The sequence below is a fragment of the Psychrobacter cryohalolentis K5 genome (genome assembly GCF_000013905.1).
GTDB lineage: Bacteria > Pseudomonadota > Gammaproteobacteria > Pseudomonadales > Moraxellaceae > Psychrobacter > Psychrobacter cryohalolentis.
In genome coordinates, this window is the sequence record NC_007969.1 from 1059031 (window position 1) to 1075079 (window position 16049).

At 43.5% G+C, this 16049-nt stretch carries 13 protein-coding genes; 10 read left to right on the plus strand and 3 right to left on the minus strand.

From position 1 onward, the window contains the following. The first annotated feature begins 222 nt into the window (after positions 1–222). The 10 genes from PCRYO_RS04625 (at position 223) to PCRYO_RS04670 (ending at position 12925) form a co-directional block, all read left to right on the plus strand. On the plus strand, positions 223–1713 hold the full coding sequence (locus tag PCRYO_RS04625; protein ID WP_011513237.1) for an L-piperidine-6-carboxylate dehydrogenase: 1491 nt from the start codon (positions 223–225) through the stop codon (positions 1711–1713). A 424-nt stretch (positions 1714–2137) separates the two neighbouring features. Continuing rightward, positions 2138–3607, plus strand: coding sequence for a Na+/H+ antiporter NhaC (gene nhaC / locus PCRYO_RS04630; RefSeq protein WP_011513238.1), 1470 nt, complete (start codon positions 2138–2140; stop codon positions 3605–3607). 17 nt (positions 3608–3624) lie between these two features. Then, positions 3625–4911, plus strand: a complete 1287-nt coding sequence (locus PCRYO_RS04635) for an L-pipecolate oxidase (RefSeq protein ID WP_011513239.1) — start codon at positions 3625–3627, stop codon at positions 4909–4911. A gap of 160 nt (positions 4912–5071) precedes the next feature. Next, on the plus strand, positions 5072–6469 hold the full coding sequence (locus PCRYO_RS04640; protein ID WP_406626820.1) for an FAD-binding oxidoreductase: 1398 nt from the start codon (positions 5072–5074) through the stop codon (positions 6467–6469). Between the two features lie 58 nt (positions 6470–6527). After that, positions 6528–7553 (plus strand): ornithine cyclodeaminase family protein, encoded by a 1026-nt coding sequence (locus PCRYO_RS04645; protein ID WP_011513241.1) that lies wholly within the window; start codon positions 6528–6530, stop codon positions 7551–7553. A 4-nt stretch (positions 7554–7557) separates the two neighbouring features. Then, positions 7558–8811: an NAD(P)/FAD-dependent oxidoreductase gene (locus PCRYO_RS04650; protein ID WP_011513242.1), complete on the plus strand. Its 1254-nt coding sequence runs from the start codon at positions 7558–7560 to the stop codon at positions 8809–8811. Between the two features lie 266 nt (positions 8812–9077). Next, positions 9078–10130, plus strand: a complete 1053-nt coding sequence (locus PCRYO_RS04655) for a DUF1852 domain-containing protein (protein ID WP_011513243.1) — start codon at positions 9078–9080, stop codon at positions 10128–10130. A 54-nt stretch (positions 10131–10184) separates the two neighbouring features. Next, the gene (locus PCRYO_RS04660) at positions 10185–11231 is read left to right on the plus strand and encodes a methionine synthase (RefSeq protein WP_041753418.1); all 1047 of its coding nucleotides are present in this window, start codon (positions 10185–10187) and stop codon (positions 11229–11231) included. Positions 11232–11379: 148 nt separating this feature from the next. After that, positions 11380–11883, plus strand: a complete 504-nt coding sequence (locus PCRYO_RS04665; RefSeq protein WP_192941346.1) for a flavin reductase — start codon at positions 11380–11382, stop codon at positions 11881–11883. Between the two features lie 217 nt (positions 11884–12100). Next, positions 12101–12925 carry a sulfite exporter TauE/SafE family protein gene (locus tag PCRYO_RS04670; protein ID WP_041753420.1) on the plus strand — a complete coding sequence of 275 codons (825 nt, stop codon included), beginning with the start codon at positions 12101–12103 and terminating at the stop codon, positions 12923–12925. A 144-nt stretch (positions 12926–13069) separates the two neighbouring features. Here PCRYO_RS04670 and PCRYO_RS04675 read toward each other — a convergent pair whose 3' ends face one another. The 3 genes from PCRYO_RS04675 to PCRYO_RS04685 form a co-directional block, all read right to left on the minus strand. Continuing rightward, positions 13070–13483 carry a PaaI family thioesterase gene (locus tag PCRYO_RS04675; protein ID WP_011513247.1) on the minus strand — a complete coding sequence of 138 codons (414 nt, stop codon included), beginning with the start codon at positions 13481–13483 and terminating at the stop codon, positions 13070–13072. Positions 13484–13668: 185 nt separating this feature from the next. Then, positions 13669–14568, minus strand: a complete 900-nt coding sequence (locus tag PCRYO_RS04680; protein WP_011513248.1) for an SMP-30/gluconolactonase/LRE family protein — start codon at positions 14566–14568, stop codon at positions 13669–13671. Positions 14569–14619: 51 nt separating this feature from the next. Further along, positions 14620–15783, minus strand: coding sequence for an iron-containing alcohol dehydrogenase (locus PCRYO_RS04685; protein WP_011513249.1), 1164 nt, complete (start codon positions 15781–15783; stop codon positions 14620–14622). Between the last annotated feature and the right edge of the window lie 266 nt (positions 15784–16049).

Genomic DNA, 16049 nt, shown 5'->3' on the forward strand with positions numbered 1-16049 from the left:
CAGTTAAAAAATTGTTTTAGGCCAGTAAGGTTTAATCCGCTTTAATGCAGTGAAAAGGATATCAGTCAATATATTGATTCATTAAGATTTTATCCACTAAGTTTAGAATGCCATTCCAAAAATGAATGACAGCAAGAAATTTATTATTTTGCAACTTGAGCGACGGCAGGGTAGTTTATAGATCTGCACGGACGTAACGAAATACTATACAAAGGAGTCAGTATGATTAAGCAATATATGTCAGCCATGGGCGTCGACGAAAGCCAGTACCAAGCAGGCGATTTCGCAGTTCATAGCCCTATCGATGGTGAAGTCATCGGTAAGGTCGCTTTGCATCAAGTGAATGATGTCGACACACAAATACAAGATGCTAAAAAAGCCTTCAAAGAATGGCGTACAGTGCCTGCTCCTAAGCGTGGCGAATTGGTCCGTATTTTAGGCGAAGTGCTCCGTGAGCACAAAGAAGATCTAGGCGCGCTAGTTTCTCTAGAAGCCGGTAAAATCAAAGAAGAAGGTCTAGGCGAGGTCCAAGAGATGATCGATATCTGCGACTTTGCAGTAGGTCTATCTCGTCAGCTTTATGGTTTGACTATCGCCTCAGAGCGTCCTGGTCACCACATGCGCGAAACTTGGCAGCCACTCGGCGTCATCGCGGTCATCTCAGCATTTAACTTTCCTGTTGCGGTTTGGTCATGGAACACGGCGCTAGCCTTGGTCTGTGGTAACCCTGTCATCTGGAAACCTTCAGAAAAAACCCCTTTAACCGCCATCGCTTGCCAAGCGCTATTCGAAAAAGCTTTGGCCAAATTTGGTGATGCGCCTGCCAATCTATCTCAGCTCTTATTGGGTGAAGCCGATGTCGGTAATGCGTTGGTTGAGCATAAAGATGTGGCTCTCGTCAGTGCGACGGGCAGCACACGTATGGGCAGAATCGTAGGGCCAAAAGTCGCTGAGCGTTTCGGTAAGTCTTTACTTGAACTTGGTGGTAACAACGCCATGATCCTAACGCCAAGTGCCGATTTAGACCTAGCCTTACGCGGTATTTTATTTTCAGCTGTCGGTACGGCAGGTCAGCGCTGCACCACGCTACGCCGTTTATTTGTCCACGAATCTGTAAAAGATGACATCTTACCACGCGTAAAAGCCGCTTATTCAACCGTGAGCATCGGTCATCCACTAGAAGGCAACTTGGTCGGTCCGCTTATCGATGAAGATAGCTTTAATAACATGCAAGATGCCTTGAGTAAAGCCCGTGCAGCCGGCGGTACAGTGACTGGTGGTGAGCGTGTTTTACAAGATAAGTATCCAAACGCTTACTACGTGACGCCTGCTATTGTTGAGATGGATGCGCAAAATGACGTCGTCCGTCATGAGACTTTCGCGCCTATCTTATATGTCATGACCTATACAGAATTCGACGAAGCTTTAGAGCTGCAAAATGACGTACCACAAGGTTTATCTTCTTGCGTCTTTACCAATGACTTACGTGAAGCTGAGCTGTTCTTAAGTGCCCGCGGTAGTGACTGTGGTATTGCCAACGTCAACATCGGTACCAGCGGTGCTGAGATTGGTGGCGCATTCGGCGGCGAAAAAGAAACCGGCGGTGGTCGTGAGTCAGGCTCTGATGCGTGGAAAAACTACATGCGTCGTCAGACCAATACGGTCAACTACTCAACTGAGCTACCACTAGCACAAGGTATTAATTTCGGTTAATGCAAGCCATAGTTGCTAATGTAAAAGTGTGTTTTTAGCCAGTTAAGCGCGCGTTATGTGCGCTTAACTGCCCTTAGCATTACTTGTATCCTTTTAAATTCTGTTTTGAATCTATTTTTAGACCGTCAATAAGCCGCAAAGATAGCGGATAGCCGTTTTAATTAAGATTACTGTTTAACGCTTTATTTTTTAAACCCTTTTAATGATTCATGAATATCTTTCAAATATTTATTTTGATTGATGGCAATACTTTATTCTTTAACATGATTATTAAGTTATTGTTTTAATTGATTATTTAATATAAATGCATTTAGAGAAGTGACTTAGGTCACTAGATTGGTTTGCATCTGACCAATGAGCAACATCGTACGATGACTATATACCAATGGATTTGGTTTTAACTACTAGGATAGGTAGATATATTATGATTGCAGATAAACCTCACAAACCGCATGACCCTGATATCGAAGGTTATGATCCTTCTTCTAGCTTCCTGCTAGATATTGCCCCACTGATACTGACTGCCATTATTCTAATGGTGCAATTTTTTGTCTTTAAAGATTTTACTCCGCATATTCCGCTAGCATGTGGCATCTTGATCACCGGTCTGTTTATGAAGATACGTGGTCGCAGCTGGGATGGTATGGAAGAGCGTTTTTTAAAGGTTGTGAAAATTGGTCTGCCTGCCATGATCATCTTGATGGGTGTAGGGATGCTCATCGGTGCTTGGATTATCGCCGGCACTGTACCCACTATTTTATACTACGGCTTTAGTGTTTTTTCTCCCTCCTCATTTCTAGTCTCTGTTTGTCTTATTTGTGCCATTATTTCAGTAGCAACGGGTACCTCTTGGGGCACGGTTGGCACAGTCGGTTTAGCTATGATGGGTATTGGTTTGGGGTTAGGTATTCCACCGTCACTAACAGGTGGTGCCATCGTCTCTGGTGCTTTTTTTGGCGACAAAATGTCTCCGTTGTCTGACACCACGAACTTAACACCAGCTGCTGCCGGTGTTGACCTCTGGGACCATATCCGTGGCATGTTGCCGACGACTGTACCTGCCATGGTGACTGCTCTGATTCTCTATGCTTGGATTGGTATGAGCTACGGCGCAGACAATGTCGATCTCACCTCAATCAAAGAAATACAAACCTCATTAGCAGCGAACTATAACCTGAGCATTATTACTTTATTACCTGCTGTTGTCGTCGTCATTGCAGCTGTTATGAAAATGCCAGCCATTCCAACGGTATTGTCAGGTGTGGTAGTCGCAGGTCTTGTCGCATTCTTTATGCAAGGCGTCGGTGTCCATGACATCTTTAACGTCCTACAAAACGGTTTTAAAAGTGAGACCGGCTTTGCTGTGGTCGATCAACTGTTGTCTAAAGGTGGCGTGATGTCCATGACTTGGGTCGTGACCTTAACTATCTTTGCACTAGCTTTTGTCGGTTCAATTGAGCATTACGGTACATTAAAAGCCATCATGGCCAAAATCAACAACATGGTGAAATCGAGATTTGGTTTAGTGATTACGACTTATGCCAGTACCATCGGTGTTGGTACGCTTATCGGTGATGTCTATACCACGCTAGTCTTACCGGGTCGTCTGCTCAAAGATAAGTATAAAGAGATGGGTTACAAGCGCACGACGCTTACTCGCTCTATCGAAGATACGGGTACGCTGTTATCGCCACTTATTCCTTGGAATATGGGCGGTAGCTTTGTCGCGGCAACCCTAGGTATTGCGACCTTAACTTACGCTCCATTCGCCTTTGCCTGCTGGTTATCACCATTGTTTGGCTTGCTATGGGTCGTCTTAAATAAATTTATTCCTCGTGAAAAACCGACTGTCATCGATAACACAAGCACGCTCTCTACCGTAGAAAACGTATAATTTAGAAGGAACTTGAGATGTTGCAAGAGCAATGTTTGTGGAGCGTCACTGCGCCCAAAACTCACCACTACGATACCCTAACAAGCGAAACGCAAACACGAGTTTGTATCATCGGCGGTGGTTATACTGGACTGTCTGCTGCGATCCATCTGGCGGAGCAAGGAGTGGCGGTGGTGTTACTAGAGAGTAAGATCATCGGTAGCGGCGGCTCAGGACGCAATGTGGGTTTTGTGAATGCCGGTACTTGGGCTCGTCCTGATGACCTCAATAAAATCATGGGAGAAGAGGTTGGTGAACGTTTAGGGACTGCGCTCGGTCAGGCGCCAAGTCTCGTGTTTGACATCATCGATCGCCATCATATTGATGCAAAGGATACGCGTACGGGCAATATCCATATGGCACACAATGCCAAGGGTGAAGCCGATGTGGACATCCGTTATGATCAGTTGATACGTCGCGGTGTTCATGCCGAGGTGTTAACCGGTGCGCGCTGCCATGAATACTGCGGGACAACCAGTATCAATAAGGCTCTGCTCGATCATCGTGCGGGCACTATTAACCCATCCGCATACGTCAATGGCTTAGCGGCAGCCGCGACTAAATTAGGCGTACGTATCTATGAGCACTCGGCAGTAACCTCAGTTGAGAAATCTGATGGTAATTGGTATGTGCGTACGGCTGATGCGGCAGTGAAAGCTGAAAAAGTCATCATCGCGACCAATGCTTATACCGAAGGCGAATGGACAGATATTAAGAAGACGTTCTATTTGGTTGATTATTATCAAATTGCCTCTGAGCCATTGACCGGTGAAGTGGCAGATCGAATATTGCCTTATAAAACAGGCGCTTGGGATACGCGATTGGCATTGTCCAGTATTCGCCGTGATAAAGAGGGTCGTTTACTCCTTGGCACCGTCGGTGGCAAAGCCATGAAGTCCAAAACCTTCTATCAAAACTGGGCGAATGTCGTACAAAAGAGCTATTTCCCAGATCTGCCTAAATTTAAGTGGCAGTATGAGTGGTACGGTCACTTTGGCTTTACGCAAGACCATATCATGCGTATCTTTGAGCCAGAAGACGGTATCCTTGCCGCGACTGCATACAATGGGCGTGGGATTACCACAGGTACTATGATTGGTAAATGCTTTGCCGATTATATTATCTCAGGTGACCGCGATGTCTTGCCATTACCTTTTAAGACCGTTAAAGAAGCTAAGGTGAGCATGTCGGGACTGCGTTCGGGCTATACGGAGCTGGGGCTGACTTTGTATCATATGGGTCAATGTCTCAAAATCATAGCCTAGTTTTTTGACGCAGGGCGTTGTGTTTATTTATTGCCGCCGCTGATCTGGCAGAGAGATTAAGTGAACGGCACACTGCTTTTATTTATTTGGAGTGTATATTGTGACTGATTTTTCAGCACTGCCTACTTTAGAAGCTGGGCATGCTTTAACCACGCTAGCATTGACTGAGCAAGTATTGTCTATATTGCAAGAGCAGCATGGTTATGATGCATCACAGATTAAGACGGATACTGTGAGTCTAGAGCATTGGGGTAAAGACTGGACCAAACATTTTGCGCCAGCACCCTCTGCTATCGTATTTCCGAAATCTACTAAGCAGGTCCAAGCCTTAGTAAAGCTGGCAAATGAGTATAATATTGTTATCACACCGAGTGGTGGTCGTACTGGGCTATCGGCAGGTGCAGTCGCTAGCAATGGTGAGATAGTCGTCAGCCTAGATAAGATGAATAAAATTGTTCAGTTTTATCCGGCTGATCGTTTGGTAGAGGTGGAGGCCGGTGTGATTACTGCGCAGCTACAGCAATTTGCCGAAGCGCAGGATTTGTATTATCCGGTTGATTTTGCCTCAGCAGGTTCGAGTCAGATCGGTGGTAATATTGGTACCAATGCTGGCGGGATTAAAGTGATTCGCTATGGCATGACACGTCAATGGGTAATGGGTCTAACTGTCGTGACGGGCAAAGGTGATATCCTTAAGCTGAATCGAGGCATGATTAAAAACGCTACTGGCTATGATTTACGTCAATTATTTATTGGCGCTGAAGGCACATTAGGTATCGTCACCGAAGCACAAATGAAGCTCAACCGTCCACCCCAAGATTTGACCGTGATGGTGCTCGGCATGGATGAATTTGACCATGTGATGCAGGTGTTAGCGGCTTTTCAAGCACAAATTGATTTGACTGCGTTTGAGTTCTTTGATGAGGTGGCGGTTGATAAATTAATGGCGACTGGGCATGTGCAAGAGCCGTTTGAAGCTCGAACCAAATACTACGTTTTATTAGAATTCGAAGCGCCGTATGAGCCGATTATGGATAAGGCGATGGCTATCTTTGAAGACTGTATGGATAATGGTTGGATAGTTGATGGGGTAATGAGTCAGAGTATGGCTCAGGCGATGGACTTGTGGAAGCTGCGCGAGTATATCTCTGAGACGATTTCAGTATTCACGCCGTATAAAAATGACATATCAGTACTCATCAGCCATGTGCCAAACTTTATCCATGATATAGAAACGATCGTAAACGCCAAATATCCAGATTTTGAGATTTGCTGGTTTGGACATATTGGTGATGGCAACTTGCATCTCAATATTTTAAAGCCCGAGAATTTATCGAAAGATGAATTCTTTGGGCAATGCCAGACGGTAAATAATTCTATCTTTGAGGTAGTACAGAAGTATGGTGGTTCGATCTCAGCAGAACATGGCGTGGGTATGACTAAAAAGCCTTATCTACACTATAGCCGTAGCGAAACCGAGATTGATTATCTGCGTGAGATTAAGAAAGTGCTCGATCCCAATGGTATTATGAATCGCGGCAAGATTTTTGATCTTTAGTTGAATGGTATCGTAATCAACTAAGACTTATTTTTAATAAAAACTATAAGGAACTCTCATGCATATTTTAGACAGCAAAACGGTAAAGAGTCAATTGACAATGACCATGGCTATCGACTCAATCGAGCAGCTGTTGACCTTACAAGTGCAGCATCCAGAGTGGATTAAGTGCCCTGAGCGCTTGGTCATTCCAACTTTCACTGCCAGTGATAAAAACAGTGGCTCACATCTATCGATGCCTTCAGTATTGTTCGACGGTCATGAAGAATTTGCTATCGTTAAACTGGTCACTATTTGTCCAGATAATCCAAAGCGAAATCTACCGACGACTACCGCTGTGGTGAGTGTCTCAAACAATGATACGGGTGAAATCCTTGCCTTCATGGATGGTGTTTATGTCACTCAAGTACGTACGGCAGCGCTATCAGGTATCGCAAGTAAGTATCTAGCAAAGCCAGATAGCCAGCAAGTGTCAGTCATCGGCTGTGGCGGGATGGCGTATGAGCAGCTGAATGCTGTGCTCACTGTATGTCCAAATATCAAAAAGGTAACGCTATGGAATCGAGCTGCTAAGGGTGCAAATACCTTTAAAACACAGTTTTCTGAACAGTATCCAGAATGGTCGGTCACCATCGAAGTCTGCGAAGATATCGCGAGCGCTGTAAAAGATGCCGATGTGATTAACTTGGCGACACGTGCAACCGAAGGCTTGTTTGAGATAAACCAAATTAAAGCCGATGTACATATTAATGCGGTAGGCGCTTATCAACCTGAGATGAAAGAAGTCAGTGATTCCGTCATTGAAGCCTGCTCACACGTTTTCATCGATGATATCGCGGGCGGACGTCATGAAGCGGGCGATTTAATTCAAGCAGATGCTGCTGAGGGTTGTAGTTGGACTTGGGACGATTTAAGTGGCGATTTAGCGGACTTGGTCACAAAAAATATTACTATCAATCAATATAAAAAAGGCATCACCCTGTTCAAATCTGTTGGGGCTGCCAGTTTTGATGCGGCAGTCGCTTTGAAAGTTGCTCAAAAAGCTAAAGACGAAGGTTTGGGTCAGCTGATTACTTGGGGGTAGTGATATGCGCTATGACGTTATTGTGATTGGTGCCGGCATAGTAGGAACCTCTATTGCTTGGCATCTGCAGAAAAACAATGCTCAAGTTCTCTTGCTAGATAAAAAATGCCCAGGAGAAGAAACTTCCTATGGTAATGCCGGTATCATTACAAGAGAGGCGGTAAATACAAAACCGTTCCCTAGAAGTTTTAAAGAAATATCTAGAGTATTACCCAATAAAAGTGCTGATATTCGATACCGTTGGTCTGCAATATATCGTCTTCAGCGCCCGTTATTACAGTATTGGATTCACTCAAGTCCAAAAAACGTTGAAGAGATTGATGACGAGTGGGCTACGCTTATTCAGCATTGCACAGACGAGCATGAGCCTATGATTAGAGCGTCAGGCGCTGATGAACTGGTCAGTAAAATAGGTTGGATTGAGCTTCATTGTAAATCAAGTAGTTTTGAAAAATCCATTAATAAAGCGGTAAAAGCGGCGGATAAAGGCGTGGAGTATCAGGTTCTATCGCTAGCAGAGCTCCAAGCGCTAGAGCCAAATGTGAACTTTACAGATTATGTCGGTGGTATACACTGGAAAAACTCTTGGCAGATAAAAAATCCCGGCAGTCTTGTGAAAGCATATGCTAAAAATTTTGAAGCAATGGCAGGAGAAATAAAACAATCCACCGTAAAAAATATGATACAGACAGAAGAGGGCTGGCAGGTCATTACCGATAGCGGAACCTACCTATGTCAGAATTTGGTCATTGCTGCTGGTCCTTGGTCAGCTGATCTTATTAAACCATTGGGTTATAAAATTCCTCTATTTCCTATGCGTGGCTACCATCAACACTTTAAAAGCACCGACCAAAACGCATTTTCTCACAGCTTATTTGATGTAGATAAAGGGTTTGTGATGGGCACAATGGATCAAGGCGTGAGAATCACGACTGGCGCTGAAATGGCATTGTTAGATGATCCAAAAGATTTTAATCAGTTAGAGACTGTACTGACTTTTGCAAAAAAAGTGTTGCCGCTTGATGCTGCTGTTGAATCTGAAGCATGGTGTGGGACAAGACCATGCATGCCAGACATGAAGCCAGTTATTGGGCCTGCATCAAAACACGATAATTTATGGTTTTCTTTTGGTCATGCTCATCAAGGTCTGACACTTGGACCGGTGACAGGGCGTCTCATTGAAGAGATGATTCATGGTAAGCCATTATTTATTGATGCTCAGCCGTTTAGTAGTAAACGCTTTGATTCGAATCTTTAATAAACATAGATCTTAATAAACGTACCTTTTAACCCCGCTAGACCACATCTTTAACGCCCTTTACAGGCTTAATATTTATTAAGTCTGTCGTAAAAATATCCGCTACTCCCTCCTTTTTCTACTATAAAACTAGCAACATGAATTTTATTCATCTTTAATTTAAATAGTATCATTTTTATTCATGTTTTGGTTCGGGTATGATTCATCTCATACACAAATTCGGTTTTATCTCAAATAATGAGATTAGATTAAGGTAGCGAATTATCATGAGTAAACAATTTATATATTCCATCTCGAGCATTCGTTTTGATGAAAATTATCAGCCTGCAGACAGCACGCGTCTGACGACTAACTTTGCGAATTTGGCTCGTGGCGAGAGTCGTCAAGAGAACTTACGCAAAACGCTGACTATGATAAATAATCGTTTTAATGATCTAGCACACTGGGACAATCCGACAGCCGACCGTTATTCTGTTGAAGTTGATATCATTTCTGCAGACTTGGATATTAAAGGCAATGGTCATACCTTCCCAGTCATTGAGACCTTAAAAACAACGATCATTGATCATAAAGAAAATAAGCGTATTGACGGTATGATTGGCAACAGCTTCTCATCCTATGTGCGCGATTATGATTTTAGCATTGTGTTACCAGAACACTTTGCAAACCATCCAAAATCTGCGCCGCCAGAAGAGTTTGGCGATTTGCACGGTAAACTGTTTCAACATTTATTAAATTCAGATGCCTATAAAGCCAATTTTAATAAACAACCAGTGATTTGCCTAAGCGTTTCAAGTAGTAAAACCTATCATCGTACGGGTAATCAGCATCCTGTATTAGGGATTGAATATAGACAAGATGGCTGCGCTTTGAACAAAGGATCATTGACCGATGAGTACTTTTCCAAAATGGGCTTAACGGTGCGCTATTTTATGCCTGCCAACAGTGCTGCACCTTTAGCATTTTATTTTTCTGGTGACTTGCTGACGGATTACACCGATCTTGAGCTAATCAGTGCGATCAGTACCATGGAGACCTTCCAAAAGATTTATCGACCTGAAATTTACAATGCCAATTCCACCGCCGCTCAAATATATCAACCCAGTTTGAAGTACCAAGATTATTCACTGACGCAAATTGTGTATGATCGCGCGGAGCGCAGCCAGATGGCAGTGACGCAAGGTAAACTTACGGAAGACGAGTTCATTAATCCTTACCAAGACATTCTTGAAGAATGGGCGGCAAGCTATGATGTTGCAAGCGAGATTGTTCAAAGAGAAGCGGCTCAAAAAGAAATGGCTAAAAAAAAGGCAGCCTAAGCAATCTAACTATAGCCAAAATATAAAATACGAATGAATAAGAAGATGAATCTCATGACAATATTATTACCGACACAAAAATTATTACCAACATCAACAGCGGGCAGTTTACCAAAACCTTCTTGGCTTGCCGAACCTGAGAAAATCTGGTCACCTTGGGCATTAGAAGGGGAGCAGTTGTTTGAAGCCAAACAAGATGCACTACGTTTAACATTGCAAGAGCAGCGACATGCAGGGATTGATATTGTCAGTGATGGCGAGCAGACCCGTCAGCATTTTGTCACTACCTTTATTGAACATCTTGATGGCGTCGATTTTGAGAATCGAAAAACCGTTAAAATTCGTGATCGTTATGAGGCAAGTGTGCCGTCAGTCGTTGGGGCGGTGAGCCGTCAAAAGCCTGTTTTTGTTGAAGATGCCAAGTTTTTACGTCAGCAAACCGACCAGCCGATCAAATGGGCACTGCCTGGTCCGATGACGATGATTGATACCTTATATGATGGTCATTATAAAAGCCGTGAAAAATTGGCGTGGGAATTTGCTAAAATATTGAATCAAGAAGCCAGAGAATTAGAAGCGGCGGGTGTAGATATCATTCAATTCGATGAGCCAGCGTTTAACGTGTTCTTTGATGACGTCAACGACTGGGGCATCGCTATTTTAGAGCGCGCCATAGAAGGTCTAAAGTGTGAGACAGCGGTGCATATATGCTACGGCTACGGCATCAAAGCCAATACCGATTGGAAAAAGACACTGGGTTCGGAGTGGCGTCAATATGAGCAAGCCTTTCCAAAATTGCAGCAGTCTAATATCGATATTGTCTCTTTAGAGTGTCAAAACTCACATGTACCGATGGATTTGATAGAACTCATTCGCGGTAAAAAAGTGATGATTGGTGCCATTGATGTGGCAACCAATAACATTGAGACCCCTGAAGAGGTTGCTGATACACTACGCAAAGCCCTGCAATTTGTCGATGCAGACAAGCTCTATCCTTCGACCAACTGCGGCATGGCACCGTTGTCGCGCCAAGTGGCACGCGGTAAGTTGAACGCGTTAAGTGCAGGCGCTGCAATCGTGCGTCAAGAGCTGACAGCTTAGGATTTACCGACTAAACTTATGCAAAATTTAGCTTTTATAGGTTGGGTCTTTAACTCCGCCTATAAAAGCTTGTTTAAACTCATGAGTGACCTCAGTTATCAATGTACTTACCGATTTAACATTTAGGATTGCAGCAATGAGTAAAGATGTGATTGAAGCAACCGACTTTAGAGATGCCATGTCTTTGTTGACGACAGCCGTCAATGTGATCACCACCAAAGGCAGCTCAGGTGCTCATGGGTTTACTGCCTCGGCGGTATGTAGCGTCACCGATACACCGCCAACCTTGCTGGTCTGTATGAATCAAACGTCTCGCTCACATGCCCATTTTCTTGAAAACAAAACCTTAAGTGTCAATGTGTTGGGCGCACAGCATGAGCCTATATCTAATGCCTTTGCTTCTAAATTATGCTCAGAAGAGCGATTTCAACAGGGCTCTTGGACTGAGTTAGCAACAGGTGCCCCTGTTTTAACAGATGCATTGGTCAGTTTTGACTGTGTGATTGAGGATATTCAGCAAGTTGGTACGCACAGTGTCTTTATGTGCCGAGTTGTCGCCATCAAACAAGGCTACCAACAAAGCAGTGCTGATGAAAGCTTGGTTTATTTCAACCGTGCTTACCATCAAGTAGGTCAGGTGGAAATCGTTTAAGCTGACTTTCTGACATTGATTATCTAATTGTCATCTAACTATAGTTAGCTCAATATCAAGAAGATACCGTGAAACTGGAATGAATTTTTTGTAGCCTTTGTCGGCGTAGGCACAGCAAGCTAGAAAAATTTGTACCAGTTTCACCTTGTCAGATAACGTATCCATTTTATTTTGTATCGACTATAAAACTATCATTCAACCGAGAAGTAACTATCCTGTGGAACTAATCATTTTCTTAATAATAGGCGCTCTAGCAGGATTTGCTGCGGGGCTTTTTGGTGTGGGCGGCGGCACGATTATCGTACCACTATTATTTATCGTCTTTACCCAAATGGATTACAGTCCTGACAGTATCATGCATTTGGCCTTAGGTACGTCACTGGCGACCATCATTGTCACCTCTATCAGCTCGCTTATGGCGCATAATAAAAAGGGCGCCGTCATGTGGCCTGTTTTTAAAAACCTAGCACCCGGCTTAGCGATTGGCTGTTTTTTAGGGGCAGGGATTGCAGGACAGATATCTGGGCTGTATCTTCAGCTTATCGTTGGGGTGTTTTTGCTGTGGGTCGCTTATAAGATGTTTTTCGCTGGTAAAAAGCAGGTCGTTAGTCATGCTGATGATGTCAATGGCGCTAATACGGAACTGCCCTCAAAACCTAAGCAGCTAGCGGCAGGCGGGGTTATTGGTATTGCTTCTGCCATTTTTGGTATTGGCGGCGGCAGCTTAACGGTGCCTTATTTAACTCGTTACGGTGTGGTCATGCAAAAAGCCGTTGGCACGTCAGCAGCGTGTGGCTTGCCCATTGCCATCGCTGGAGCATTAGGCTTTATGTTCTTTGGGATGCAGCAACAAGTTGATGTGCCCAATACCATTGGCTTTGTCCACATTTATGCCTTTTTAGGGATTAGTATCATGAGCTTTTTCACCGCTAAGTTAGGTGCAAAAGTCGCCCATATACTATCACCAGAGCTTTTAAAAAAATGCTTTGCAGTATTATTAACCGTGGTTGGGTGCTATTTCCTTTTTAAAGGGCTGGTTTAGGTATTCATAGTCGTTCCTCTAAAAGGCAAAGCTTGCGAACTGAGCTACCCAAAAAGCACATAGTGGAATGCATTATCATGATCTAAATAATCCAAAGCATGACAATCTAGAAAACAGTCTAGAAAACAATGTTGAGACAGTAGCTTAGTCGTGCTTGGGCGGTACAGAATATGTGCCAACAACATGCGCGACCAAGTCGCTAGAGCCTTCTGAGTACAAGGAAACCTCACCTACAATGAGCGTGCGCCCTACCTTTAGCAAGGTGCACTCAGCAATGATACGCGCTTCTGCTGATGGTTTGCGCAGAAAATTGATGGTAAGGGTTGTTGTTACTGTCAACGCTACAATGCCAATCTTACCAAGTATCGCCACATAGAGTGCGACATCAGCAATGCTCATCAATACAGGGCCAGAGACCGTACCACCAGGACGTAGCTCATCTATACCGATATCATGCGATAAGGTCGAACTATCATCGCCTACTGCTTCAACTTTGCACTTGGTTTGGGGAAATTCTAATGCCATAAAGGCTGTTATTTCTTCTTTGGTCGCTGACATACATACTCCTGTGGTTTAATTATTCTTGTTGTTAACTATCTTTTCTTCGCACTCAAGTTCATTGGTTCGATTAAAACAACTAGAATCGATAAAATTGGTATCGATTCTAGTTTCTTATTATAAATGGGTAGTAGATAGATATATTTTTGATACTGACTCAATATTTTTAGTGGCGTATTCTTAAACTAAGGCGTACCAGCATGACCCACTTTAACTGGTGTAGATAGCATACGCCCTTTAGTTTCAGCGGTGCGTGACGCTTCATTCCAGTCAGGTGCTGCACACATAAACAATGTTTTGCCATCTTGTCCGCCAAGAGCGACCGCAAAAATGCCGTCAGGTGCCGTATCAACGGTTTCTAAGATTTCTCCCCCTTCTTTAATACGAACAGCACGTTGGTTCAAGGTATCTGCAATCCAAACAGCGCCCTCGCTATCTAAGGCAAGACCATCAGGTAAGATGCTGGCGTTCTCTATACGTGCCCCTAAATTTGGCTCGTCTCCTAACTCTCCAAAGTTAGCAAAATCACGTTTTTCTCCTAAAGTGCCGTCTTTATTAATATCGAACTGTGATACTTTATTACCAAATAGCTCATTAACGATTAATGTCTTTTCATCCGCAGAAATGACCATGCCATTTGGAAAGGCCAAACCTTCTGCCACAACCTGAGAGGTACCATCAGGTCTCACCAATACAAGACCAGTGTGTTTATGATCAGCACCACCCATCAGATCAAAACCGAAGTTTCCAACATAAGCGTTGCCATTAGGCGCAACGACCATATCGTTAGCATGCCCCTCACAATGCTTCCAAATATCAGCGTGAACAACTAATTCGCCATTGTCCTCTAAACATAACACTTTACGATCTTTCATAGAGACAACGAGCATACGGCCGTCAGGAAGCCAGCCTAGGCCAGATGGCTGCTGTTCTACATGCACAATTTTTTCTGCAACGCCTTCATCATTAACACGATAAACGCCTTTGGTATAAAAATCGACAAACCATAAAGCGTTTTTGTACCAACGCGGTCCTTCTAGGTAATGGAATCCATCAACTACCACGTCTAACTCATATTTTGACATAACTATCTTCCTTGATTTATAGACAAAATTATTTAAGAAATTTGCTGCTTATTAGAGTATTTCTTGGTAGATCATTTTTACTTCCTCTAAAGACATATCCATTGGATTGGTTTCAATGAGACGAGCATAGGTATTAATGACCATATCAGCTAACGCGGGGATATCCTGTCCCGTTATATCTAGCTCATTTAAGCGATATTTTAGACCACTTGTTTTCAAGAAGTCCTTTAGTTGATTAATAAATTGATGGGCAGCCTCTATGTCAGTCATGCCCGAAGTGTCGATAGGCATCACTGCACGCGCGAGTTCTGCATAAGGAGGTGCTGCTACTGGTAAGTTGAAAGTAAATACACTGCACATCACGAGCGCATTAGCATGCCCATGCGGCACATGGAAGTTAATGCTAAGTGGGTAGGAGAGTCCATGTACAGCTGCTACGGAAGCATTGACAAAAGCGATACCAGCTAGCGTTGAACCCAATAACATATCAGCACGAGCATCAATATCATCGCCGTGATGGAGCACTGTATAAAAGTTACTCCATAGCATTTGCAAACCTTTAACAGCCAACGCATCTGAAATGGGGTTCTTTTTGGTGCGGCTTGTGTAAGCTTCAATGCAGTGAACCATCGCATCTAAGGCAGTGGCAGCAGTAATATGGCGAGGAAGCTTGAGAGTTAGCGTCGCATCTAAAATCGCGACATCAGGTAGGATTTTAGGCGTGTATATGGCTTTCTTGCTGCCATCCTTTGCTGTGATTACAGATACAAAGGTAGCCTCTGCGCCAGTACCTGCAGTGGTGGGGATCGCAAACAACGGCATTTTTTTAAAACCACTAATATCTGCCTCTAACAGCTCATTAACCGATTGAAAGTCATTGGGATATAGCGCGACAATTTTCGCGGTATCGATAGGGCTGCCACCTCCTAAACCGATGACCAGATTACACTGGTTCGCTCTGGCAAGTTCAATAGCTTCTTCGACGACTTCAATAGGCGGATCAGCAACAACCCTGTCGAAAATAACAACATTAATACCAGCCTGCTCTAAAGACTCTTGTGCGATATCGACGTATCCCAGCTCACAAATGCCAGTATCTGTAATAATAATGGCAGATGTCGCGTCGTACTGTTTTGCTAAATCCCCTAGCTTCTGGCGCATACTGTCAGCTTCGCTAACAATGTGTCCATTAGTATAAAACTCCATCCCTGTCATTCTATTCTTCCTTGTGTAGATGAGCGATTATTTTTGTGTATTTATAGCCTTTAGATAAATCGCGTGTATAAAGTTTTAGTATTAACTCAATCACGCTACAGTGTATATCTATTAATTGGCACTTTTTGTAAGAATATTTCTTTATTAAAAGCATTAAATTCTATCGAGATATTACTCGCTATTCCTTTAGCTTTTTGAACCTTTGACATCATTAATAAGCTTTATCGAAGCTATCGCAATCTATAGGACTCTGGATATATTTCTAG